Source organism: Bacillus sp. TH13, from assembly GCF_016651175.1.
Taxonomy (GTDB): domain Bacteria; phylum Bacillota; class Bacilli; order Bacillales; family Bacillaceae_G; genus Bacillus_A; species Bacillus_A thuringiensis_S.
Genome location: NZ_JAEKEJ010000020.1, coordinates 219,106 through 242,839 on the forward strand (window position 1 = coordinate 219,106; position 23,734 = coordinate 242,839).

Below are 23,734 nucleotides of genomic sequence, written 5' to 3' on the forward strand. Positions count from 1 at the left end.
TTATAATATCTATTAAATTAAGTTGGATTCTCATTATATCTAAAAAAGTACTAGCTATCCTCTGCCGCTTTTCTCCATTTTTATCTTTCTTGGTTATCATAATATGTCTTATCTGCGTATTTTCTATCATTTCCTTTTAGATAAGCTAAAATTACTTTTGGATTTTTAAGTAAAGTCCAGTCTCCATATGTATCGAATCTTCTGCATGAAGTTATCATTCCATTTTTAATAGTACCGAATTTCTTATTATTTTTCTTTCCCCATTCTTTTAACCGTTTAGCGAAATCTGCATCTTCTGCCATAAGCATGTTTTCATTAAATCCGTTAATTGCCATAAAGTCTTTTCTATAGCACCAAAAAATCCCTACAGATATAGCTCCGTACTTAAAAAGTAAGGGGATGATTATTAACATTGCGGAGAGAAATATTCCTAAAGATATTCTTTCAAACTTTCCATTTACCCCACCACCAATGTATGTACCTGAAGCTAAATATTTATCTACATTAGACAACATAGACTCTGTCATTATGGTATCAGCGTCTATAGTGACGATTATTTCTCCATTAGCTATTTTAGCCCCTGCATTTCGAATTTTAGATAAGTTTTTATCGTTATTTTTCAATGTAACACAATTATAAGATTTTGCTATTTCCTCTGTTTTATCTGTGCAACGATTTAAAACAACTATAACTTCCGTTTGCTCTTTATATGCCTCTGATGCCTTTGCAATTGAATCTAAACATTTTCTAATGTACTTTTCTTCATTGTGTGCAGGAATTATAATAGAAAACTTCACATCTTTTTTCAAATTGACTCCTGAAAATTCGTTTGTCTCAGTCATAATATGCCCCCCTTATTTTATAAGGTAAATATCTGTTATACATAACTTATATTAATATTTATTAGGTTATATTATAGAAACTGAAGGTCAAGAGGCTCTTACTGTCGACGTTCAAAAGCAAGACGTACAGCAAAGCCCCGTTAAAACACTTGCCATAAGCCAACGCTGTACTCGTAGCCACGTCGGGCGTGTGCCAAACCATTTTGCAATTTTACTTGCTGTACATACAATTACAAGGTTAACTATAAAGCTAACAGTGATTTGCGTAAGCCCCAAAACTGCACCTTGAAAAAGCAACGATCCCTTCTCTGGATCTTCAAATTGAGGTAGAAGTGATACATACAAAATAGCAATCTTTGGATTCAGAAGATTCGTCATGAGTCCCATCAGAAATAATTTCCTTGGTGGCTCATTAGAAATCATACGCGGTTCCATAATAGATGTAGCAACAGGTTTTATCGAATTCCAGGCGAGCCAGAGCAAGTAAGCAGCACCTGCCTCGTAGACAGCGGGTACTGCAAGGAATAAAACTGTAAGTCCGAACATTGTTGCGATTATATGAATTACAAATCCAAGCATGATGCTCAATAAAAAAAATAAATCCTGCCATACGCCCCTGCGTAATGGGACGAGAAATAAGATAAATTAAATTAGGCCCAGGTGAACAAACCATACTAAGTGAAACAAGCGCAAAAGCTAGCAAAGTACTCAAGCTGACCATAAACCTTCCTTCTTTATCTTACATAAAATTTCCTATTGTACATTTTATCCTGATTGGGGAGAGAAAAGATTAATATAAACCGATGCAGCTAAGTAATATAATCGGATTCAATGTATTGTAATTACATACTTCTCATTCTCTTAAGTAAGGATTTAAAAGTAACCTATCCATAGTGATACTACAGCAACTACTAACAAAGCAAAACAAATTGTGATATTTCGAACCCACTTTTGTATATCATCAAAATACCGTTCTATAAATACAGCGTAAATATAAACCATAAGAAATAGAACAACGAAAGTAAAGGAACCCAATTTATCGTTAAATTTTTCATTGGTATATGTGCTTACATGAAGGAATAGAAAAACAAACGCTACTATGAATAGCTCAAATATCCTTTTTTTATTCAAACCGCCACCACCTTACATTAATTTCCTTTTATTCCATTTTATCAGAACATAATGTGTAGTAGCATATGAATAATTTATTTATGTCAAAAAGGCCAACAATTCAATATTGTTAGCCTCTACTTTCCATATTCGTACCTTTTATCACTTTACTTCCTAACAACTGGAATCCACATTTCACCAAATACTAAGCCGTTTCTTTGCCCCATCTCAACCGTTGTATTTGGCCCACCAACATAAGCAAAATCCGTTGCTTCTCTTAAAGCTTGACCGAAGGCGATGCCAGTCAGCTTATTACTTAGCTCTTCAGCCGTTTTGTCTTCCCCTTTCACTACTAAGTATTCTCCCTTTGGAAACTGGATCACTCTAGATTCTTCTTCTATTTGTGCTTCTGTCATGACACCAGCATAATACATCATCTTGTTATTCACCGCTTCGCTCACAGAAAAAATGTATTCATTTGTCGCTAAAGCTTTTAAAGTGTCCAGCCTTCCATCTTCTTTAACAGCCGACCAAAAGTCGTCCTTTTCTTTATTTATTCCAGCAAAGTCTGTGTATTCACTCTTAATTTCAGTTCCAATACCTAATACAATAAAGCTATCTTTTTCTTCTATAGAATAATTTTTCATATGCAAAACCTGCCTCTTTTTTTATTAATCAAACGATTTATCTTTTCATCTGATACGTTTATAATATCTTTAAACCATGTCAAAAAATGATACTGTTTAGGAGACCAAAATGAAAAAAGTTGAACGGATTAATACAATTATGCGGTATATCAACAACCGCTCCCACTTTACAATTTCTGAAATCATACGAGAATTTAACATATCACGGTCGACAGCTATTAGAGACATTAGAGAAATTGAAGCTATGGGAATGCCACTTGTCGCTGAAGTTGGGAGAACGGGTGGATATTTTGTTATGCATAATTCTATCCTGCCCGTTGTTCGCTTTACTGATAATGAAGTGAAAGCTCTTTTTATTGCCTTTATGGCTACGAGGAATCAACAACTTCCCTACCTAAAGAGTCGTCAATCTTTAGCCGAAAAACTACTAGGACTCATCTCAGAAACCCAGCAGGATGACCTCGTTCTTTTAAATCAACTCTTGCTGTTCCAAGGAACTAATCCTCATAATCCCGATCTACTTGAGCTTTCTGATCTCCCCCATCCTATGTTAGAAAAACTCATTCAAATCCTTCTTTTGGATAACCATTTATTGATTACCATTAAAGAAGATGAAGAAATTAAGTCTTATCCAATTTATCTATTACACCTTTATCAAGAAAAAAGCCATTGGATCATTGAAGGATTTGACTTAAAAGAAGAAAAGAAGTTAATGTTTCCTGTCGATGCTCTCATCAATATCGAACCATACACGACGAATAAAAGGCTCAATAAGAAAAAGATTTTAGAAAAACTAAGTAAGAAGGCTGAAGCAATTAACCTTGTACTTGAACTTGGTCCGACAGCAATTGCCCAGTTCAAAAAATACCATCCTTTAAAAATTTCAATATCTTATACTAATCCTTACCAATCCACAGCCATTTTAAAAACTTTTATCAATGTTAACAATCCCGATGAAGTGACGGAAATAATAAATTGGCTGCTTTTTCTAGGGAAGGATATTAAAATCAAAGAAATACCCGATGAAGTATTAGCAGATTTACAAAAACGAGTGTGCTTATACATTCCATAAGCAGTGAGCCTCAAATATTAAGCTTTATCACTGGATAATTATCCTATTTTTAAATACCATTTCATTTACTACAATGAGAGCATGATAAATAATAAAAGCACGGAAAATCTCCCGTGCTTTTCTAAATATATATTATTCCTGAAGGTTTCGTTTATCACGTTTCTTACCCTAACTGACGTTTAAATGCTTTACTGGCGAAAAAGTAAGAGATGACCATTATACCTACGCACCAAGCAAGCGCAATCCAAATATCGTTTCCAACAGTTCCTTCATATAAAAGAGCACGAATCGCATTCACGATTGAAGTTACAGGCTGATTCTCTGCAAACGCACGAACAATTTTTGGCATCGTTTCGGTAGGCACAAAGGCCGAACTAATAAATGGAAGAAAAACTAGCGGGTACGAGTAAGCAGTCGCACCTTCCATAGACCTCGCTTTCAATCCTGGAATGATAGCTAGCCATGTTAGCGCCAGCGTAAACATCCCAAGTATCCCAGCTACCGCGAGCCAATCTAGAATATTAGCACTGGAACGGAAACCCATTAAGAGTGCAACAAGAATAACCACCACGATAGTAAGTACATTAGCAACCAGAGAGGTTAGAACGTGAGCCCACAATATCGATGAGCGCTTAATAGGCATCGTAATGAAACGTGCCATCAGCCCACTCTTTACATCCGTAAAGAGTCGCACGGAAATGTAAGCTACACCGGATGCGATAGCCATTAGCAAAATTCCCGGCAATAAATAATTAACGTAGTTTTCCGTTCCAGTTTTTATTGCGCCGCCAAACACGTAGACAAATAATAGCATCATCATAATCGGTGTAATCGCTACTGTAATAATTGTATCCGGACTGCGCATAATGTTACGCATTAAACGACCTAGTAATACACCTGTTTTACTTTTCATTTACATCTCCTCCTTTTTGCCAATAATCGCAAGGAATATTTCTTCCAATGTCGGTTGCTTTTCGATATACTCCACTTTTGCCGGTGGGAACATCTCTTTCAGTTCAGCAAGAGTACCTGTCGTAATAATTTTTCCGCCATGCAAAATAGCGATACGGTCTGCCAGTTGTTCTGCTTCCTCCAAGTACTGAGTCGTAAGCAAAATAGTTGTACCGCTACCGGCAAGTTCCTTTACTGTATCCCACACTTCGATCCGCGCTTCTGGATCAAGTCCGGTCGTTGGTTCGTCGAGAAAAATAACTGCTGGCGCCCCAATCAAACTCATTGCGATATCAAGCCGGCGCTTCATCCCTCCTGAATACTGATCTGCCCTCTGGTTGGCCGCATCAGTCAGACTAAATCTTGCAAGTAGATTATCAGCAACTTGTGCGGGATTGGAAACACCACGTAACTTAGCGATCATTATCAAGTTTTCCCTTCCAGTAAGCATGCCGTCTAAAGCTGCGAACTGTCCTGTCAAACTGATGCTTTGACGAACATAATCTGGTTGTCGCTGGACGTCAAAACCGCAAATACTCACTTCACCATCATCTTGCTTCATTAGCGTCGAAAGGATATTGACCGTTGTCGTCTTTCCCGCTCCATTTGAGCCTAGCAACGCGAAAATTTCTCCACGCTGCACCTCAAAATCTACCCCTTTTAAAACTCCCTTGTCTTTAAAGGATTTTTTCAAGCTTTTTACAGAAATCGCTGCATTACTCATACTTTTTTCCTCCCTATAAAATGTTTTACGAAGATAATTTATTTACCTCTACCTATTTAGTATCACTGATATTCTGTATTACTTAGTACCGAGTTAAAAATATAACTGAATAGCTATGATGCAATTCATATGTGTAACCAGCTAATCAGTCGTTATTACTTATTCCATTTATTTTTTTCTCAATTTCTTCATAATACTTTCATTCAAATCTTCACGATACTTGGAGACGTAAGTTTTAGCGTTTGCCACTAGTTCGTCAGCAAAGGAAGCCACGTCATCCCCAGTAATGTCAAGCACTTGTCTTCCTTCCGCTGCACCCGCTTCGAACAAATCGATTAATTCATACTGTATGTGTAACATATCCATCCCGTTACCCGCTGAGAAATTCCACATGTAGTTTTGAATTTTCTTAAATACAAACTGGTAGTCCTCTGGCAGAGCCTCAACTCGTGCCATCATCATTTTGTACTCTTTTTTATCACCAATTAACTTTTTAAACATTTCTAACATCTTATTTTCCTCCTTTTTTATAAAACCGAACAAGAAATTCCCAAAGTATCGGCCGGAACATTTTATCTTATGAACCTATTTTGACTTCAAGACGTTAATTTTTGACGTTACAAAATCCCATTTTTTCCAAAACAATTCAAGCTCTTGGCGGCCCTCTTCATTTAATGAATAAAACTTACGAGGCGGTCCCATATCTGATGGTTTCTTTTCAATATTCACAAGCTTTTTCTTCTCTAATCGTACAAGGATGGTATACACCGTACCTTCCACAACTTCGGTAAACCCAAGATCATTCAGATGGCGGGTAATCTCATAGCCATACGTTTCACGGCGACTAATGATTTCCAGTACACACCCTTCCAGTGAACCTTTCAGCATTTCAGTTAAATTTTCCATGTCCTGATCCTCCTTTACCCCCTATTCTGTCTGACTTATATTCAGTATTACAGAGTACTAAGGCGAATTTTTACCGAATAGCTTTTGAGTAAAGCTACACTATTCAGTATTACTTATTACAACTACATTGTATGACTAAGTAGTTGTGGATGTCAACTTTATTTTCAAAAAAATTAAAAATCCGCTTTACCCTAACCGGATACAGTCTCCTTTTTTTGTTGTAAGGGCCATCAAACTAGTAAAACAGCGCTGATTCAAAGTGTAATTTAAATCAGCACTGCTTTATTGTTTTCATACCGATATATCTTGTTTTTTCACGATACAAATTGTTTCTCACTACCATTCCCATTGCATATAAAGCATAAAGGCAAGTACGGTCAGAGAAAATTCCCAGAGATTATCCGTACATGATACGAGCCCCTAAAATACAATTCTGTTAGAAATTTGTTCTCTATATTCTCTTTTATTTTATTTCTGATAGTTGATTAACAACACTATCTAAAAATTTTTCTACCTTTTCTTTTGATGTATCCGGCGCATGATAACCAATCGTAAATGTAAGTCTTCCATTATAAGAGCTTACTCCCATTGAAAAGAATGGTGCATACATAATAGGTGATGCCATATACCCATCCTCAGCTTGAATTTGACCAAACTGAATAGGTTCCTCAGCGATCACTCCCAAATTTGTCAGTAATGGCAACGCCATCCCCATCTGTACAGCCTGTTCATATTGCTGATTATACATTTCCTTCACTGTAGATAGCTTCATTTCTGCCAGTAGCTCCATTCCTGCTGCTGAAGAAAGACCTGGATTTTGAGACTTTATTTTATCCATTGATTGTTTAACTCGAACAAGAGTCTGCTTAAATGTTTCATCGTCTTCCATTTTAATCACTGGCATTTCCATACCGGATAAGTTGCAAATAGCACCAGTTGTATTATTAGGCAGATATCGACGTAAATCAGTTGTCAAGCCAATCATTTTTTCTGCAGTGCGAGGTTCTGCATACACAGTGAAATGTGATAAAACTCGGAAGTATGCAGTCATGATTACATCATTCAAGGTAGCCTGTTGTGCTTTTGTCCATTGGGTTAAACGTAGAGTTTGCTCATGGCTCAATCGCCGTACGGACACTTGGGGAAATTTATTTTTGTTAGGTTGAGATGGAAAAGACCATAACGATGCCTGTTGTTCTTGGTTAGGACGATACGCACTTTTTATGTCCGATATTCCAGCGTATTTGAATACATGTGATTGATCTCGACAACTCTCATTTCCCTCATCAAATTCCTTTATAATTTGCTTCTTAGACCGTCCCAATGAAAGGTGCGTATATATTGTTCCAAGCAATTTAATATATTCCTTGACTCCTGCACCATCTGAACATAGATGAGATAATTTCACAACTAACATATCTGTTGTAGTGCCCCGTAATAATTTCGTTTGAACCATAGGCCCCTGTATACGATCACCAGGTTCTTTAATAAAATCTATTGCCATTATTTCAAGTTCTTGATTATTTCCTTCTGCAAAAAAGCAAATAGATGAGTTAGTGTCAGATGAATGTTCCTCCCAGTAAGGAATATCATTTTCTACAAACTGGCTGTTCAAAACTGGTTGCAATTGCAACGTTATCCTTACTGATTCTTCAAGTATTTCCTTGGATATACCTACAGGAAAATAAAGAACTGCATTAATTTGTTGATCTGCAGAATAAAGACCTAATACATAATTCATTCGATCTTGTGGTGTTACTGAATACTTTCTTTTCTCCATAATTCCGTCCCCCTTTAGGACTTTTTGTATAACCCTATTTTCCATATGCTTGTAATTTTTCTAGTCATTTTTCTTCAAGAGCTAATAATGCTTATTTTTCGAATTTTTAACGAAATCATCTTCTCCGTATTGGTTTCATTCTTTTTGCAGGTGATATATCCATTATTTTATTGTTATTAACACTGCCTAACCTCCCAATAAAACCAAACAAAAATAAATTAAGTTTGCATATACATAAACATTTTATTATAACGTCTATAAATTATCAATACAGCAAATGAATCATTTTTATGTCTGTCAATAAAAAACAATATATTCAAGGGCTACTTCATAATAAAAGATTGATGGGCATGTATATGTACCCATATCACTATCAAAATAAGAATGAGAATTTTTTCAACAAAAATAAGCTGCAGATATTGATTTTACAGTAAAAAAAGCCCCTCCATTTTGAAAATGAGTAGGGCTATTTCCAATTTAAATTTTATAAAAGAATGATTATCATAAATAATATTTTACTTTTTAGTCTACCTTATTATTTTCAATCCATTTTCCTAATAAATGAATGGATTTTATTCATATAATTTGAGGTGGTATCGTTGGTTTTTAAAAATAGAAAGCTTATTTTCAAATCAAATGAAAAAGAGGTAAAATTATAGATATTCATGTAGAAATTTCGTTTTGGGGATACTTAAAATCTTAAGGTGATGGGCATGTGGTGTTACACTTTAAAAGCTTTATAAAATTATAAAATTTATAGATATAGCAGATTTTCTTTATTAATAATCATTTGTATGTACGTTTACTCACACACATACAAATGATTTATAAAACTACAATTAAGTGAAAACATCTTTTCCGTTACGATAACATCATAGCCATGTCTTCTGCTGCATTTGTAATTAGTTTTAAACCAAATGTTTCTTGTAATACATCAAGCACGCCAGGTGAAATAAATTCAGGAGCCTTTGGACCGATGCGAATATCTTGAATCCCAAGACTAAATAGCCCTAGTAAAATGGCAACCGCTTTTTGTTCAAACCATGATAGGACAATACTTACTGGCAATTCATTCACTTCACATTGAAAAGCATTAGCTAAAGCAGCCGCTATTTTCACTGTAGAAATTGAATTATTGCACTGTCCTAAATCAATATAACGCGGAATTTCCGTACCAGGTACAACACCGTAATCCACATCATTAAAGCGGAATTTCCCGCAAGAAGTTGTTAAAATAACCGTTTCTGGCGGAAGTGACGTTGCTAATTCACGATAATATTCTCCGCCTTTTCCCGGTGCATCACAACCGGCGATAACAAAGAAACGCTTTATTTTCCCTTCTTTTACTGCATCAATAATTTCTGGAGCTAATGATAATACTGTATTATGATGAAACCCTGTCACTAACTGTTCATCCGACTCCATATGTACTTCTGGAAGTTCTAGCGTTTTTTGAATTAATGGTGTAAAATCATCATTTTCAATTTTTTGTACACCTTCTAAACCTGCAATGTCATATGAAAAGAATCGATCAGAGTACGAGCCTTTAATTGGCATAACACAGTTCGTTGTAGCTAATATGGCACCCGTAAATTTTTCAAAAAGGCGTCTTTGATCATACCATGCCTTACCGATGTTTCCTTTTAAATGTTTATATTTTTTCAGCTGCGGGTATCCGTGTGCTGGTAGCATTTCAGAATGCGTATAAATATTAATGTCTTTTCCTTCTGTTTGCTTTAATAGTTCTTCTAATGCAAATAAATTATGACCCGTAACTACAATTGCTTTACCTTCTACACGATTTTGTGTAATTTGTACAGGCTCTGGCACACCAAAATGATTCGTATGTGCCTCATCCAATAACTCCATCACCCGTAAAGCTGATTTCCCAACTTTCATAGCCATATCAATATGCTCTTGTTCGTTAAAATTAGAATTTGTTAATGTCATATATAAAGCTTCTTGTGTTGTAGCATCTACAAATGCATCCGTATACCCTAGCTGAGCAGCATGTGTGCGATAAGCTGCAATTCCTTTTAGCCCAAACACAATCGTATCTTGTAAACTCGCAATCGTTTCATTCTTACCACAAACACCCATTACTTTACATCCGCCTGTTGGCGTTTGTTCACATTGATAACAAAACATATCATCCCACCCTCTCCCAATCATTCATTACACCTTAAGCATAATACCCATTGAAAAAAAGTGATGTGATATCAATCACAATAATATATAAAGATTTGTGACAGTTCATATTGTTGACATAATATTTTTATTGACACTAAAAAATATACATTAGTGTGCACACATCTTTCGATACTTTTAAATAGCTAAATAATTAATTTGGAGAAATATATACAACGAAAATTTTTTGAATCCTTATACAAATAGTTGCAATTCATCACATATGAAAATAGACATACAAAAACGCTATTCTTTCTATCATTCAATAGAAAGAATAGCGTATTTTTTATTTTAAGGAACTATCATTTTTTATTAAAGCCTTTATTGTAAAGCCTTTTATTTACAATACATTTACACTATCTTAACATTACTTACATTATTTATATGATATATTTATATAGAAACTACTTAAGAAATTTCATATACATTTTATCTTTATGATCTCTTATCTAATCAATAAAAAGATCATGTTATATTTTTATAACAGGGGTGAATTAGAATGACTGAAACTTTAAAAACACTTATAATGCTTGATGCTACTTATGTTGTTATAGCAATTATGACAGTTCTAGTATTTGTATACTTGGAATTAAAATCTCAGTAATACATGCTGGCGTAATCGACAGATTCAGCATTTAAATATAGTTAGAAGAAAGAAAGGAGAAAATTATTTCTCCTCTCTTTTGTATTTCTACAATTTCTTATTTTAATAAATCCAATGTATGTAAAAGTAATCCTCTGTCTCCTACTTCTCCATGACCAGGTACTACCGAATTTATATTTCCATATCGCTTCAGCACATTCTCAATCGATGTAGACCATTCATTTACGTATGCATCCGCAACATTTCCTAAATCTTTTGCTTCCGCAGATTTCACTAAACAGCCTCCAGCTAAAATTTTATATTGTGGCAACCAAACAACAATATTATCTTCTGTATGTCCTTTCCCTGGATGGAGCGTTTCTACTTTTGTATTGCCAAACTTCAAACTCGTAATTGTTTGTAAATCTCCAAGCGGCTCTTCATATCCACTTTTCTTTGCTAGTTCTGCAGTTAATGCTGTACTATGCGCTTTAATGCCTCTTTCTTTCAACGTTTTTATTCCGCCAATTCGATCAGCGTGCGCATGTGTAATAATGACATCCGTTACGCGCTTCTGAAATTTCTTTTCTACCATTTCTATTAGTTCCTTCGTTAATTTGTCATCCCAAGAAGAATCAACAAGTACTAACCCTTTAGAAGTATTAAGAACTAGACCGTTCGAAGGAACTGCTTCTCCATTAAAATAACCTAACTCCGTATGAACCCATACCTTTTTGTTTAACTGAGATATTGAAATGGTTCCCTTCTCATTTTTTATTACTTTTTGCTCTACCTTTTGTGATGCTTGTACAGAAGAAATTGTGCTAACAAATTGAGTTGTTCCTAGTAAACTTACACATAATCCTACTTTTAACAACGTATTCTTTTTCATGTTATCAACCCTTTCTTTCAAGCTAAATAGTTATTACCTATATTAGACAATTCATCTCAAATGTTTGTTCCATCTTCATTTGCATATTTTTATGTAATTAACAAAAAAAGTGTACAAAATTTTGTACACTTTAAAACTTAATCTTCCATTCCATAATTCTCAAACTCTTCCTCATTCCCATAAAACACATTTAAATCAATATACTTTTCTTTTCCATTATAACCGCTTAATTTCCCGCGGTTCGTGTATTGCCAAAACGTCCAGTTTCTCTCATCAGATAAACTTGGTTTTGTAAGAACACTACGAATCCATATATCACATTTTAGATACGCACCCTTTATATATAAATCATACGCTTCTTGTGTTGCATACAATATTACTTTCTTACCATAATGTTTTTCTAGCATTTCAATCATGACCGACAACTCTTTCGTAACATCTTCACGCTTAGGCGGATTATCTTTTTTGTTAGCGTAAAACTCAACATCAATTACGGGGGGCAGTGCTTGTTTATATTTTGGAACAGTTCGTATAAATTGCTCTGCTTGTGTTTCACCCTTACTATCGAAACTAAAAAAATGATACGCTCCGATGCGCATACCTGTCTTATTTGCACTCGTCCAATTTTTTGAAAAGTACTCATCCACAAACGAGCTTCCTTCAGTAGCCTTTATAAACGCAAACTTCATATTTTGCTTTTCCAACTCTCTCCAATCTATATCCCCTTGATACGATGCGACATCTACACCTTTTATTTCATACTTATCAGCACTTATTTGATTCGGAATGAATATGCCTTGAAAAACTAAGTAAGCGATAACACTTATTACACTAATTAAGGTAAAGATTCCTCCTATAAAAAGCTTCTTTTTCATTCATATCACCCATTTTTACAAATTAAAATTCTACTTACCATTCACGATTTTTATTAATTTTCATTTTTTCTTCAAACGCCTTCTCTAAATCAATATTTAATTTATTTGCTAAATCACATACATTCCAAATTACATCAAATATTTCTAACCCAATTTCTTTTTTTGCATCTTGCATTTTATCACGCTTTAATATGACTTCCGCTAGTTCACCTAATTCCGTCATTGCATACATTATACGCTCTTCAATTGTTGTATCTTGAAATCCTTTTTCTTTACTGAAATTTGATACATATCTCTGGAATTCCACAATATTCATACTTAATCTCCCTTCATGATAAATACTCTGTTTTCTATTACACTTATATTTTGTTAAATTATAACATTCATACTATAATTTATTTATAACCCTTTAACGGAGGTGTTTTCAATGGCCCTCTTCGCTTCCCCATCATTATTCATAGTAGCAATTATTTCATTTGCACTAGCCTATTTCATCGGAGTTAAACAATACACTTGGCTCTTATCAGGATTCAACGAACGCCGTGTGCCAGATAAAGGTAAGTTATCAAAAATAGTTGGTCTTTATAATTTAACTGCCGGTGCTATTGCCACAATTGGTAGTGTCTTCACTACTCCTAATGTCAAAATCTTATTTCCTATCATTATAATTGGCCACGTTATAATCGCTGCTTATGTAAATACACGCATGGTGCATTGAAAAAAGATCACCCAAATGGATGATCTTTTTTATAATTTATCAACATATTGCTTCGCTTCTAGTAAAGAAAACCCAAAAGCCTCTCTTACTCTCTTAACTGCTGTAACTGTTTTTCCTTCTTCCATAAGCTGGCGTAACTCTTTATTAATTTCAGGTTCTCTATCTATAATTCCCATTTCTTTCGTAATTAGCTGTAATCTATCTTCCATCCTCTTTAAACGTGCATCCGTTTTCTTTTCGATTTTATTTAATTTCTCAACAATATAAATAAACCCAAAGACCGCTATCGGTATGATCATCCAAAATCCCATGACTATCCCCCCTATTAGCTTTCATTTGTTTTATTTCACTATCTTATGTAAATTTTACCATGAAACACATTTAATGTATAATAGTAATTATACAACACTGTTGATAAAACTTTTTATTTTAAGGGGACACTTTATGAAAAGATTTTTAAATACGTTACTACAATTTGTAGTTCTTTCAATTGCACTACATTTATTATTTGATATCGTTGGCTGGCTTGTTTTCAATGCGCCAATTAAAAACAAAGTAAGCATTATTTCCTTACTAACAGCCTCATGGTTAATGTACATGTACCGAGACAAATTTTTTAAAGCATTCACTTCGAATTAACTAAAAGAACTTCATCGATAAAAGATGAAGTTTTTTCTTTTTCTCTCATTCTCTCTATTTATTACTGTACAATAGAACTAACATTCTGTCTTTTTAAAGAAAGGAGTCACTATGAACTTAAAAAGTAACAATATATACGAGAAAATGAACCAATATTCCGTTGCAGGTTTAAGCCTTGCCGTTATACGTGATGGTACACTAGACAAAGTCGCTGCTTTTGGAACACTTGAATCTGGAACAACTAGAACTATCACTACGAATTCTATATTCAACTCTTGTTCAATTAGTAAATTCATCACTACAATGCTCGTACTAACGTTATCAGATCAAGAAATCATACATTTAGATGAAGACGTAAATGATAGACTTACATCTTGGAACATACCTACCAATCTATTTACCTCACAGACAAAAGTTACATTACGAAATTTATTAAGTCACCAATCTGGAATTATTGATCCTCCTAATAGTTTTGAGCATTATACACTTGCACAAGGGCGACCAAGCATGTCCGAAATCCTTGCTGGTAAAACATCATATTGTTCAGTACCGATAGAAATAACTTATAAATCAGAAAATGAATTTCACTACTCTGATGCAAACTTTTGTATTATCGAATTACTACTTGAAGATATAACTGGAAAACCATTTAACCTTTTACTTGAAGAATATATCTTTCAGCCACTGCAACTGAAAAATAGTATGCTATTCCCTCCTGAAGATATAAATAAAATGGAGGCCTTTGCTTGTAGGCATAATAAGGATGGGATTGTCACAGATGAAAAATATCCATTTTATCCATTCGCAGCCGCTTCAGGTATTTGGACAACACCAACAGACTTATCAGCTTTAGTTATCGAAATCATTCATTCCTTACAAGGAAAGGGCAAACTAAAACTTGCTCAAAAATTAGTACAAGATATGCTTTCTCCTCAAGGTTGTTCAAAATGGACTGGATTAGGTATCTTTCTAGATGATTCTAACGAAGACTTACAAATGCATTCACTTGGATGGGGCGTGGGATTTCAATGTATGATGATATGCTATCCATACCGAGGTAATGGTGCTGTTATAATGACTAACACTGACTTAGGTGTTCATCAAATGGAAGGGATTATTGGTGAAGTGTTAAAAACGTTATCCTTATAATGAAAAGAAAGAAGCTGTTCCTTCCAGCTTCTTTACTTATATTATATTTTTCGCAACAATTTTTATATGTTCTGGTGCGATAATCTCCGTTATACTTTCTTGGAAATCTTCCTGCAACATTTCTTCAATATGTTCTAGCTGCACTTCAACATGTGTGCATTCTAAATTATGTATATTTAAAAGTGCATAATGATCTTTTTTCTTAATTACTAAATATTGATTCTCCTCTGTTACAAGTATAGAACCTAATCGTACTCCTAGTAGGCGTTGATCATCAAACTTCACAACAATCCCCCTTCCTAAATATGCAACAAAATAACATTTTATGTAATCTATTCTTAATAAACTATATCATAATTTATTAAAATATAAATATCATATTTCCTTTTACTAAAAACCCCTATTCTTTTATATATTTCGATACAAAAAACTTTCTCAACATAAAATTAGAATTTTCAGTTTTTATTCTTATAAAAATCTATTATAATAAAGTTAATAAATGTTTGACCTCTCCTAATTCATGTACATATGGATGATCAGTAGTCGCTGCTACTGATCTATTTTTTTGCTCCATATTTCCACGAGTAGTTCATTATTTTATTCGCCAAGCCATTAACTCACCAGGTCAATCTAATAAAGGCTTAGTAGTGCTAATCCTAGACCCTCTCCTCATAAAATATAATTCTATTAAAAAACGGATCAATCACAGTTAATTCCATTGTATCCCACGGTGTGCTCTCTATATCAGGTTTTGCATAGGCATAATCTTTACTTGATAAACTAGTATAATAACTTTTTAACCCCTCTATTTTCACGCGAATCGCACCGCCTGGCGAAGCATCCCCATGATGTTCTGATAAATGTATTACAGCATCATGTAACGAAATTTGTATATATAATGGCATATGTTCCTCATACCGATGTTCCCAATCCATTTTAAACCCTAAAAAATCTAAGTAAAATAGCTTTGCTTTTTCAACATCAAAAATTCTAAATATAGGTGTAATCATTTATTATCTCCTCCTATTTATAAACATCTGCCGCCAATTCCCTCAAAACATCAACATTCACTACTTCAAAGCAACCATTGTTCTTTTTTATAATCTCTTTATCACAAAAAACATTTAATGTACGTAATAGGTGTCGATAACTCGTTCCTAACAATTCAGCTGTCTCTGTTAAATTCCCACTAAATACAATTCGATTTCCGTGCTGCACCGCTCGTTCCCCTGCTGCTAACATGTAACTCGCAAGTCTATTTTCAAGTGGATATAGTAAATTAATTGTACTATTTTTTGAAAGTCGATTTAACTTATGTGCTAACGATCCACAAATACATCGTAAAAATTTCGCATCATGAAATAGTTGATTTCTCACTTTTCCTAAAGGTAAACCAACACAATATGAATCTGCCATTACTTGTACGTTTGAAGCAGTCTTTTGAGAATGAATTAACTCCACATCTCCTAACAAGCTCGCAAACTATCATAAAAACATAGCAATACAGATTTCCCGTTACTTAATGTATTAAACGCTTTCGCTTTTCCTTCAACGAAGAAAAATAAACAATCTATCTCTTCATTTTCTCTACAAATAAACTCATTCTTTTTAAAAAATATGAGTTCCATATACGGTTTCATATCATGACTAAAAAATGAATCAATATTATTTTGTTTCATATAATTTGCTAATTTAATTGAATTACATACTTTCTTCATAGTTCCCCCGCCTTTACAACTACTCCCCATTGTAATCAAAATTTTCTCCTTCCACTATGACATATGTCATAGTAATACACAATTTCAACGTGATACAGTCATTACAAATATGAAATACAAAGGGGATATTACATTGTATAACTTTCTTCTGTCTTTATTGGTGTGCTCATCGCCGTTATGCTTCCATTGAATGGGATTTTATCTGAGTTAATTGGCAAGTACACAGCGAGCGTTGTCATCCACCTTGTCGGTTTAATTGCAGTTATCTTCATTTTAATCATTAACAAAAATAAAATTTATTTTGATAAAAGCATTCCACTTTTTTTATATAGCGCTGGTGCGATTGGAGTATTCACTGTTCTTTTTAATAATATAAGTTTCTCCGTCCTTGGTGCCTCTATTACGATCGCATTAAGTTTACTCGGTCAATCTATCGCTTCCATCGTTATTGACCATTTCGGCTTATTAGGAATGAAAGTTGCAAAGTTTGAAAAGAAAAACTAATTGGATTATGTTTCATCTCTTCCGGAATTATAATCATGACAATTTATTAATGGAGGCAAGAAAATGTTATATATTACTATCGCTATTTTAGCTGGTGTTTCTATCGTTGTTGCTAGAATTATTAACGCGAATTTAGCAGCGAAGATTGGAAATTGGGAAGGCACGTTTTTTAATTATATTACTGGATTATTTTTCTCTATGTTATTTTTAATTTTCAGTTCAGATTCATTTTATATTCCTAGCCATACGTTGCAATCTATTCCTATCGCTGTTTACTTAGGCGGATTAGTAGGCGTTATCGTCATCTCGTTATCGAACTATATTACGCCTAAAATATCAGCATTTTATTTAACGTTACTCATCTTTATCGGACAATTATTTGCGGGGACTATCATTGATTTCATCTTGTCACACGAACTATCAATGGGAAAAGTTGTCGGTGGCATTTTCGTACTAATTGGGCTAACTTACAATTTACTCGTAGATCGCCCTGTTAAAACTGTGCAGAATAACCAAGTTCAACTATAATACTTTACGCTTACCTATCATATATTAATAGAAAAGCTCTTTATACGAAGTAATAGAGAGGAGAATATTCTATTAAGAAAATCATTTTACTGCTCGGTAGCGTATTGATTATTTTTGGTATCGTATGGTTTTTCAACTTTGGGAAATCTATTCAAGACTTCTATACAGCAAATAAGCCAAAGAAGAAGGCTACTATCATTTCAACTCAAAGAGACCCAAATGAGCCCCCTGTCTTTTTAGGAAAGCAGGAAATAAAAGATATACATGTCGAGTCAATTAAAACAAAAAAAGATATCTTTCTCACAAAAACAGATGAATTAAAAACATTCATTAACAGTATGGATACCGCCAAAAAAGGAAAATTAACATTAGATGAAGAAGGATCAGATTTAATAGATTGTGATATGTGGATTACTTTCGAGGATGGAACTTATAAAAAATATTTCATTTGGGTAGTTGATCATCACAGTAGTGAAGTAATGATCGCTCAGCAAGATACTCTTGATGATGTAAACCTTACGTACTATCAATTAAATGAAGACAGTTCCAAAAAAGTTTATAACTTATTTAAAAAATTATCTAAACGAAAAAGTCATGAGCAAGTGAGCTCATGACTTTTTGCACTATATATATTCAGGGAACACTTTACATCCCTTTTCCTGCTCTATATCATGCCCAAAGAAAACAATTGGCTTCTCTTTTATCACAACTTCTTTTAAACGTTTAATTGAAGATAAAGCTAATTCTGGATCAAATCCCGCAAATGGCACTTCATCTTCAAAATTTTCTTTTGTATACGATGCATCGATTGTTAATAACACTGGACCAGAGTTCTCTGTCTCAATGAATAGCGACTGATGCCCCGGAGTATGTCCTGGTGTATACAATAATTGAACTCCTGGTACGACTTCATAATCCCCCTCAATGATTTTGTAGTTTAAATTGGGCAATTTACATTCTTTCATATATTCTTCACTATGTTGTGCCGCCTCATATTCAGCACGCTGTACAATGATTGGTGTATTTATAAAAGCGCCATTTCCTCCTGCATGATCAAAATGCAAGTGAGAACTAATAATATAAAGAAGGTCTTCCGGCTCATAACCAACGCGCTTTAAAATATTCACGATTCTATCTTCTTCAGTCATTTTTGGTAAAACCTGTCCTTCGACAAATGTACCGTTAAACAAACCTTCATTATTAACTGCACTTTCTGGCATACCTGTATCTACTAAAATAGGTCCTTCTTCAGTCTCCAAAAGATAACACCAAACCGGTAAGTCTAATAATTTCCCTGGTGTTAATGTACTGTTAACAGAAGAGTGATCTAACATACAACGACCTGCTGGGACGAAATAAAGCTTCTTTACTGTCATTATGTATCCACCTTTACATTTAGTTTGCGATAAAGTAACACAGTAAATGATTCTGCTTTTTAGAAACAAACTCCTTCTACACTTTCATTGCAATATAAATAAAAAAGAGTGTACTTTTTTACATAATGGCATTTCAACATCTATAATAAAAGAAGTAAATGATTCTTACTTTAATGGAGGGATTAGAGATGAAAGCAATTGGTTTACATGAATACTTACCTATTAAAGAGGAAAACAGTTTAATTGATATTGAAGTTGAAAGACCTGTTGCTACAGGAAGAGATATACTCGTTAAAATTAACGCAATTTCCGTTAATCCAGTTGATACAAAAGTTCGCTCTCCGAAAGATAAAAAAGAAGATGTGGCGAAAATACTTGGCTGGGATGCTAGTGGTGTTGTCGTGCAAACTGGCGAAGGTTGTACGTTATTTAAAGAAGGCGACGAAGTGTTTTACGCTGGAAGCATTACGAGGCAAGGTACATATAGTGAATATCATTTAGTTGATGAAAGAATCGTTGGTAAAAAACCAAAAACGTTAAGTAATGCGGAATCTGCAGCAATTCCTTTAACAGCTATTACGGCGTGGGAAGGTTTATTCGAACGTTTGGGCATTGATTATAATAAAAAAGATGAGAATACATTCAAAAACATTTTAATTATTGGCGGAGCTGGTGGTGTTGGCTCGATTGCAATTCAACTTGCGAAATGGGCTGGATTAAATGTAATCACAACTGCATCCCGCACTGAAACGATACACTGGGTTGAAAAATTCGGTGCCGATTATATCATTAACCATCACCAACCTTTACAAGATCAAATATTAGAGTTTGGGCTAAAAGATGTAGATTATATTTTCTGCTTAAACAATACAGATCAACATTGGCAAGCAATATGTGAGCTCATTAAACCACAAGGAAAAATTTGCTCTATCGTAGAAAATGAACATCCTCTTGAGATGAGTATTTTAAAAAGTAAAAGTGCTACACTCGTTTGGGAGTTTATGTTCACAAAAGCGATGTATGAAACTGGCGATATGATTACGCAGCACGAACTATTAAATAAAGTAAGCGAACTATTAGATGAAGGCATTTTAAAGACTACTCTAAACGAAACATTAACACCAATTAAAGCTGAAAACGTAAAGAAAGCACATGCACTGCTTGAAAGCGGAAGTACTATTGGGAAAATCGTTTTAGAAAAGTTTTAATAACAAAAAGTCCGATTTCCAAATCAGAAATCGGACTTTTTACTATCTTTATTTACTTGAAATCTCTTGATTATTTTGAACGTCTAACGGAGCTCGTTTCCCTATTCCGAAAGCATAGAAACTAATTGTAACGATAGCTAAGAAAATAATGCCTACAACTAGTGAAATACGAGTATCATCGTTAAACCACATTCCGATTAACACCATAATTAAAAAGGCAATTGTTAAATAGTTTGTCACAGGAGCAAACGGCATTTTGAACGGATGATCTTTCATCTCTGCTCCCTTTTCTTTTCTAAAATTAATTTGACTAATTAATATGACGAACCATGGTACCATACCAGGAAGTACACTCGCACTATATACATATACGAATAAGTTTTTCGGTGCAATATAGCTTAATACAACACCAACCGCTAAACCGATAATTACACCAACCGTACCAAATAAAGGTACACCATTTCCAGAAAGTTTTGTGAAATATTTCGGTGCTTGTCCATTTACACCTAACGTATACAGCATACGTCCTGCACTATAAATACCACTATTACAACCAGACATTGCCGCTGTAATAACAACGAAGTTAATAAGTCCAGCTGCTGCCGTAATACCAACTTTCGCAAAAGTCGCTACGAACGGGCTACCAATTGTACTTAATTGATCCCACGGATACACAGTTACAATAACGAAAATAGCACCAATATAGAATATTAAAATACGCCAAATTGTACTTTGAATCGCTCTTGTAAGTGTCTTCTTCGGATTTTTCGCTTCACCAGCAGTAATCCCGATTAATTCCACACCTTGATACGCTCCAACTACAAGTGATAATGCAAAGAAGAATCCTGAAAAACCACCTGTAAAGAAACCGCCATTTGACCAAAGGTTAGATATGCCAATCGCTTCTCCTCCGTTACCAATTCCGAAGAAGATAAGGCCAAATCCTGCAATAATCATTAATAGAATCGTAACGATTTTAATCATCGCGAACCAAAATTCAAATTCACCAAATGACTTAACTGAAATTAAGTTAGCTGCACCAAGAATAACCATTGCAATTATACCTGGTATCCAAGCTGGTAAATCCGGGAACCAATATTGCATATACGCTCCAACCGCGATAATTTCTGACATCCCAACGATAACCCACTGGAACCAGTTACTCCAAGCTGTCATATAGCCAGCTAACGGGTGAATATACTTATGACCAAATGTCGCAAATGAGCCTGTACTTGGCTCCATATATAACATTTCTCCCATGGCACGCATGATGAAGAAGATGAAAATACCTGCAATTGCATAAGCAAGCATTACTGACGGACCTGTCCATTTAATTGTGCTGGCTGACCCCATAAACAAACCAACACCAATTGTTCCGCCTAAAGCAATCATTTGAATATGACGTGCTTCTAAACCTCTTTTCAACTCTTTGTTTGCCACTTCACTTCCCCCTCTTAGATGATTCATAGCCGCATTTTAAAACAAGATGCTTTCCCCTAATTCCTTTCGGCCCTGAAAATGATGAAGCAAACGTCATTTTACACTAGCTTTAAAGCTATCCTAAAATCGTTTTGTGCTCCTAATAAAATTCTCAAAACCTTTCATCTTCCAATATTCTATAAATATTAAAATTACTTACCTTATATTAATTCATTAATCTGAAAAATTCAATTATTTTTTCAATAAATTATTATACATAAGTCTGCTTAATTTTTAACTAAATTAACAATAAAATACATCTATTCAATATGATTCCGGTATGAATATTATTACAATATAAATAACCGAGGATGGCATTTCTTCCTCGGTTTCACATCTCATGTACTTCAATCTTCATAGTTGATAACTTGATTTCCCAAACGTTAGATTCATATACCAATCAGAAATTTAATATATTAATAAATTACTAACTTCTTTAGTCCAGTCCAATTTTGAGGCATAAAATATAAAAGAGTCTCATTTTTAATGAGACCCTTTTACCATTTCATATTTAAATTGCTTTTGAAGTTTGTTTACCTAAAATAAACACTTTAGTAAACACCATCATAATAACTACAATAACCAGAAAATAAAGTGGCATCACCAGTAACGAGCCCGTATGCAGCTGACTCATTCCCAAAATTGTCACCGTTACAATTATATAGTACCCTAAGCTAAACAATGCACCAGCTGTACCAATAACATCTTGAAAATCTACTAATGCTAAACTTAAACAATTAGGTAACGCTACTCCAATTCCTAATAGCAATATAAACATCGCTACTAAAAATCCAATCATATATATTATATTTGGATTTGATTCAACTGAAGTAATAATAGATAAAACGACTGCTCCACCTGTCATTACAAGACAACCGATATATATAATTTTCTCTGGCTTATAAGTAACCAGTAAACATTTTGAAACTTTCGCTCCAACAATAGAAGCAGACGCAACAACAATTCCTAAAAATCCATACGTACTGGGTGATAACTGAAAGTATTCAATAAAGATAAACGGTGCTTCTGCATAATAGCTAAATAAAACACCATTTGCTCCTCCAATGAATAGCCCATATGTTACTACCTTCGGATTTGTAATTAATCTTTTCAATACTGAAAAGACATTTATTTTATTTGTCACTGAGTCTGTTTTTGTTTCTGGAAGAGAAACAAACGTATACAGAAAAATCCCGACACTCATAACAACTAAACTTAAAAATACTATTTTAAATCCAAACATTTGATCAAGAAAGCCCCCAACTAGCGGGCCTATCGCTGGTGTAAAAGCAATGACTGCCGAAATTTGAGCAAACATAACATGGCGTTTATGCCCATCTACACTTTCCCGAAGAATCGTTTGTGTAACCACGGATCCTGCACTTGCTCCAAACGCTTGAATAAAACGACTTAGCAATAAAACTTCAATGGAATTTGCAATAAAGCATAAGAAACTCCCAGCGCCATATACGACAATTCCAAGTAACATCGCCCGGCGACGACCGATTATATCTGATAACCACCCAATAAAAAATACACCTAAAGCAAATCCAGCAAAATACACACTAAGTGTTAACTGCACCTCATTATTACTTACATGTAACGCCTTTGAAATGTCTGGTAAAGACGGTGTGTAAATCGTTTCACTAATTTGCGGAAATGCGACAAGAACAATCATTAACAAAAGTGATGGTACTGAGACTTTTTTCATTTTTCATACCCTCCTATAACTTTGAAAATCTCAGAAGTAAAAAGACTTTCCTAAGCTACGGAACAGGAGGGGCCATTATAGAAATCCGGTCATAAAACAACAAAGAAAACACCTCAATTACGTATGTTAATACTT

General features: G+C 34.3%; 25 protein-coding genes and 3 pseudogenes. 8 read left to right on the top strand and 20 right to left on the bottom strand.

Translation table 11 applies throughout. From position 1 onward, the window contains the following. Positions 1-80: 80 nt before the first annotated feature. The 4 genes and pseudogenes from JFU02_RS05860 to JFU02_RS05875 all read right to left on the bottom strand — a co-directional run bounded on the left by JFU02_RS05860 (position 81) and on the right by JFU02_RS05875 (position 2,599). Positions 81-842, bottom strand: coding sequence for a glycosyltransferase family 2 protein (locus JFU02_RS05860; RefSeq protein ID WP_201070223.1), 762 nt, complete (start codon positions 840-842; stop codon positions 81-83). Between the two features lie 98 nt (positions 843-940). Next, positions 941-1,563, bottom strand: a pseudogene (locus JFU02_RS05865) (LysE family translocator). Between the two features lie 152 nt (positions 1,564-1,715). Next, positions 1,716-1,973, bottom strand: a complete 258-nt coding sequence (locus JFU02_RS05870; RefSeq protein WP_001036171.1) for a DUF3963 domain-containing protein — start codon at positions 1,971-1,973, stop codon at positions 1,716-1,718. A 146-nt stretch (positions 1,974-2,119) separates the two neighbouring features. Continuing rightward, on the bottom strand, positions 2,120-2,599 hold the full coding sequence (locus JFU02_RS05875; protein WP_003307553.1) for a GyrI-like domain-containing protein: 480 nt from the start codon (positions 2,597-2,599) through the stop codon (positions 2,120-2,122). A gap of 109 nt (positions 2,600-2,708) precedes the next feature. Here JFU02_RS05875 and JFU02_RS05880 point away from each other — a divergent pair, with 109 nt between their 5' ends. Continuing rightward, positions 2,709-3,671, top strand: coding sequence for a helix-turn-helix transcriptional regulator (locus JFU02_RS05880; protein ID WP_086406939.1), 963 nt, complete (start codon positions 2,709-2,711; stop codon positions 3,669-3,671). Between the two features lie 163 nt (positions 3,672-3,834). Here JFU02_RS05880 and JFU02_RS05885 read toward each other — a convergent pair whose 3' ends face one another. The 9 genes from JFU02_RS05885 to JFU02_RS05925 all read right to left on the bottom strand — a co-directional run bounded on the left by JFU02_RS05885 (position 3,835) and on the right by JFU02_RS05925 (position 12,885). Further along, positions 3,835-4,584, bottom strand: a complete 750-nt coding sequence (locus JFU02_RS05885; protein ID WP_201070226.1) for an ABC transporter permease — start codon at positions 4,582-4,584, stop codon at positions 3,835-3,837. Further along, a complete protein-coding gene (locus JFU02_RS05890) occupies positions 4,585-5,346 on the bottom strand; it encodes an ABC transporter ATP-binding protein (protein WP_000063332.1) in 762 nt (253 codons plus the stop codon). Between the two features lie 168 nt (positions 5,347-5,514). Further along, entirely contained in the window at positions 5,515-5,856 is a 342-nt protein-coding gene (locus tag JFU02_RS05895) for a DUF1048 domain-containing protein (protein WP_000891986.1), read from the bottom strand. A gap of 75 nt (positions 5,857-5,931) precedes the next feature. Continuing rightward, a complete protein-coding gene (locus JFU02_RS05900; protein ID WP_061666676.1) occupies positions 5,932-6,252 on the bottom strand; it encodes a PadR family transcriptional regulator in 321 nt (106 codons plus the stop codon). 463 nt (positions 6,253-6,715) lie between these two features. Then, entirely contained in the window at positions 6,716-8,032 is a 1,317-nt protein-coding gene (locus JFU02_RS05905; RefSeq protein ID WP_201070229.1) for a condensation domain-containing protein, read from the bottom strand. 861 nt (positions 8,033-8,893) lie between these two features. After that, positions 8,894-10,180, bottom strand: a complete 1,287-nt coding sequence (gene hcp / locus JFU02_RS05910; protein ID WP_042973382.1) for a hydroxylamine reductase — start codon at positions 10,178-10,180, stop codon at positions 8,894-8,896. 740 nt (positions 10,181-10,920) lie between these two features. After that, positions 10,921-11,694, bottom strand: a complete 774-nt coding sequence (gene bla2 / locus JFU02_RS05915; protein ID WP_000742484.1) for a BcII family subclass B1 metallo-beta-lactamase — start codon at positions 11,692-11,694, stop codon at positions 10,921-10,923. Positions 11,695-11,831: 137 nt separating this feature from the next. Beyond that, a complete protein-coding gene (locus JFU02_RS05920) occupies positions 11,832-12,569 on the bottom strand; it encodes a glycoside hydrolase family 25 protein (protein ID WP_061666678.1) in 738 nt (245 codons plus the stop codon). 34 nt (positions 12,570-12,603) lie between these two features. Then, on the bottom strand, positions 12,604-12,885 hold the full coding sequence (locus JFU02_RS05925) for a MazG nucleotide pyrophosphohydrolase domain-containing protein (protein WP_061666679.1): 282 nt from the start codon (positions 12,883-12,885) through the stop codon (positions 12,604-12,606). A 111-nt stretch (positions 12,886-12,996) separates the two neighbouring features. On the opposite strand from JFU02_RS05925, the gene JFU02_RS05930 reads away from it, so the two are divergent. Beyond that, a complete protein-coding gene (locus tag JFU02_RS05930) occupies positions 12,997-13,287 on the top strand; it encodes a DUF3784 domain-containing protein (protein ID WP_061666680.1) in 291 nt (96 codons plus the stop codon). A 29-nt stretch (positions 13,288-13,316) separates the two neighbouring features. On the opposite strand, the gene JFU02_RS05935 is transcribed toward JFU02_RS05930, so the two are convergent. Next, positions 13,317-13,598, bottom strand: coding sequence for a hypothetical protein (locus tag JFU02_RS05935; protein WP_000508172.1), 282 nt, complete (start codon positions 13,596-13,598; stop codon positions 13,317-13,319). A gap of 133 nt (positions 13,599-13,731) precedes the next feature. Between JFU02_RS05935 and JFU02_RS05940 the strand changes: the two genes are divergently transcribed. Continuing rightward, positions 13,732-13,926, top strand: coding sequence for a hypothetical protein (locus JFU02_RS05940; RefSeq protein ID WP_000819648.1), 195 nt, complete (start codon positions 13,732-13,734; stop codon positions 13,924-13,926). Positions 13,927-14,037: 111 nt separating this feature from the next. Then, positions 14,038-15,075 (top strand): serine hydrolase domain-containing protein, encoded by a 1,038-nt coding sequence (locus JFU02_RS05945; protein WP_061666681.1) that lies wholly within the window; start codon positions 14,038-14,040, stop codon positions 15,073-15,075. A 36-nt stretch (positions 15,076-15,111) separates the two neighbouring features. Here the strand turns inward: JFU02_RS05945 and JFU02_RS05950 are convergent, their stop codons facing one another. The 3 genes and pseudogenes from JFU02_RS05950 to JFU02_RS05960 form a co-directional block, all read right to left on the bottom strand. Then, complete coding sequence (locus JFU02_RS05950) at positions 15,112-15,360, bottom strand: hypothetical protein (RefSeq protein ID WP_000666937.1); 249 nt, start codon at positions 15,358-15,360, stop codon at positions 15,112-15,114. A gap of 371 nt (positions 15,361-15,731) precedes the next feature. Then, positions 15,732-16,085 carry a glyoxalase superfamily protein gene (locus tag JFU02_RS05955; RefSeq protein ID WP_000632415.1) on the bottom strand — a complete coding sequence of 118 codons (354 nt, stop codon included), beginning with the start codon at positions 16,083-16,085 and terminating at the stop codon, positions 15,732-15,734. Between the two features lie 13 nt (positions 16,086-16,098). Beyond that, a pseudogene (locus tag JFU02_RS05960) lies at positions 16,099-16,793 on the bottom strand (cyclic nucleotide-binding domain-containing protein). Positions 16,794-16,902: 109 nt separating this feature from the next. Between JFU02_RS05960 and JFU02_RS05965 the strand changes: the two are divergent. From JFU02_RS05965 to JFU02_RS05975, 3 genes and pseudogenes are all read left to right on the top strand, one after another. Then, positions 16,903-17,347: pseudogene (locus JFU02_RS05965) on the top strand (DMT family transporter). A 13-nt stretch (positions 17,348-17,360) separates the two neighbouring features. Beyond that, complete coding sequence (locus tag JFU02_RS05970) at positions 17,361-17,825, top strand: DMT family transporter (protein ID WP_000965801.1); 465 nt, start codon at positions 17,361-17,363, stop codon at positions 17,823-17,825. An 89-nt stretch (positions 17,826-17,914) separates the two neighbouring features. Further along, positions 17,915-18,439, top strand: coding sequence for a hypothetical protein (locus JFU02_RS05975; RefSeq protein WP_201070273.1), 525 nt, complete (start codon positions 17,915-17,917; stop codon positions 18,437-18,439). Positions 18,440-18,448: 9 nt separating this feature from the next. Here JFU02_RS05975 and aiiA read toward each other — a convergent pair whose 3' ends face one another. After that, positions 18,449-19,201 (bottom strand): quorum-quenching N-acyl homoserine lactonase AiiA, encoded by a 753-nt coding sequence (gene aiiA / locus JFU02_RS05980; protein ID WP_000216613.1) that lies wholly within the window; start codon positions 19,199-19,201, stop codon positions 18,449-18,451. A 188-nt stretch (positions 19,202-19,389) separates the two neighbouring features. Here aiiA and JFU02_RS05985 point away from each other — a divergent pair, with 188 nt between their 5' ends. Then, positions 19,390-20,409 (top strand): zinc-binding alcohol dehydrogenase family protein, encoded by a 1,020-nt coding sequence (locus JFU02_RS05985; protein ID WP_201070231.1) that lies wholly within the window; start codon positions 19,390-19,392, stop codon positions 20,407-20,409. Between the two features lie 48 nt (positions 20,410-20,457). Here the strand turns inward: JFU02_RS05985 and JFU02_RS05990 are convergent, their stop codons facing one another. Continuing rightward, positions 20,458-21,849 (bottom strand): amino acid permease, encoded by a 1,392-nt coding sequence (locus JFU02_RS05990; protein WP_001284411.1) that lies wholly within the window; start codon positions 21,847-21,849, stop codon positions 20,458-20,460. A gap of 550 nt (positions 21,850-22,399) precedes the next feature. After that, positions 22,400-23,599 (bottom strand): multidrug effflux MFS transporter, encoded by a 1,200-nt coding sequence (locus JFU02_RS05995; RefSeq protein ID WP_061665808.1) that lies wholly within the window; start codon positions 23,597-23,599, stop codon positions 22,400-22,402. Between the last annotated feature and the right edge of the window lie 135 nt (positions 23,600-23,734).

Coding starts and splice junctions, on each gene's coding strand:
- JFU02_RS05860 (WP_201070223.1), bottom strand. CDS start 842: ATGACTGAGACAAACGAATTTTCAGGAGTCAATTTGAAAAAAGATGTG.
- JFU02_RS05905 (WP_201070229.1), bottom strand. CDS start 8,032: ATGGAGAAAAGAAAGTATTCAGTAACACCACAAGATCGAATGAATTAT.
- JFU02_RS05925 (WP_061666679.1), bottom strand. CDS start 12,885: ATGAATATTGTGGAATTCCAGAGATATGTATCAAATTTCAGTAAAGAA.
- aiiA (WP_000216613.1), bottom strand. CDS start 19,201: ATGACAGTAAAGAAGCTTTATTTCGTCCCAGCAGGTCGTTGTATGTTA.
- hcp (WP_042973382.1), bottom strand. CDS start 10,180: ATGTTTTGTTATCAATGTGAACAAACGCCAACAGGCGGATGTAAAGTA.
- JFU02_RS05875 (WP_003307553.1), bottom strand. CDS start 2,599: ATGAAAAATTATTCTATAGAAGAAAAAGATAGCTTTATTGTATTAGGT.
- JFU02_RS05945 (WP_061666681.1), top strand. CDS start 14,038: ATGAACTTAAAAAGTAACAATATATACGAGAAAATGAACCAATATTCC.
- JFU02_RS05985 (WP_201070231.1), top strand. CDS start 19,390: ATGAAAGCAATTGGTTTACATGAATACTTACCTATTAAAGAGGAAAAC.
- JFU02_RS05970 (WP_000965801.1), top strand. CDS start 17,361: ATGTTATATATTACTATCGCTATTTTAGCTGGTGTTTCTATCGTTGTT.
- JFU02_RS05935 (WP_000508172.1), bottom strand. CDS start 13,598: ATGGGATTTTGGATGATCATACCGATAGCGGTCTTTGGGTTTATTTAT.
- JFU02_RS05930 (WP_061666680.1), top strand. CDS start 12,997: ATGGCCCTCTTCGCTTCCCCATCATTATTCATAGTAGCAATTATTTCA.
- JFU02_RS05995 (WP_061665808.1), bottom strand. CDS start 23,599: ATGAAAAAAGTCTCAGTACCATCACTTTTGTTAATGATTGTTCTTGTC.
- JFU02_RS05900 (WP_061666676.1), bottom strand. CDS start 6,252: ATGGAAAATTTAACTGAAATGCTGAAAGGTTCACTGGAAGGGTGTGTA.
- bla2 (WP_000742484.1), bottom strand. CDS start 11,694: ATGAAAAAGAATACGTTGTTAAAAGTAGGATTATGTGTAAGTTTACTA.
- JFU02_RS05880 (WP_086406939.1), top strand. CDS start 2,709: ATGAAAAAAGTTGAACGGATTAATACAATTATGCGGTATATCAACAAC.
- JFU02_RS05940 (WP_000819648.1), top strand. CDS start 13,732: ATGAAAAGATTTTTAAATACGTTACTACAATTTGTAGTTCTTTCAATT.
- JFU02_RS05885 (WP_201070226.1), bottom strand. CDS start 4,584: ATGAAAAGTAAAACAGGTGTATTACTAGGTCGTTTAATGCGTAACATT.
- JFU02_RS05890 (WP_000063332.1), bottom strand. CDS start 5,346: ATGAGTAATGCAGCGATTTCTGTAAAAAGCTTGAAAAAATCCTTTAAA.
- JFU02_RS05920 (WP_061666678.1), bottom strand. CDS start 12,569: ATGAAAAAGAAGCTTTTTATAGGAGGAATCTTTACCTTAATTAGTGTA.
- JFU02_RS05895 (WP_000891986.1), bottom strand. CDS start 5,856: ATGTTAGAAATGTTTAAAAAGTTAATTGGTGATAAAAAAGAGTACAAA.
- JFU02_RS05955 (WP_000632415.1), bottom strand. CDS start 16,085: ATGATTACACCTATATTTAGAATTTTTGATGTTGAAAAAGCAAAGCTA.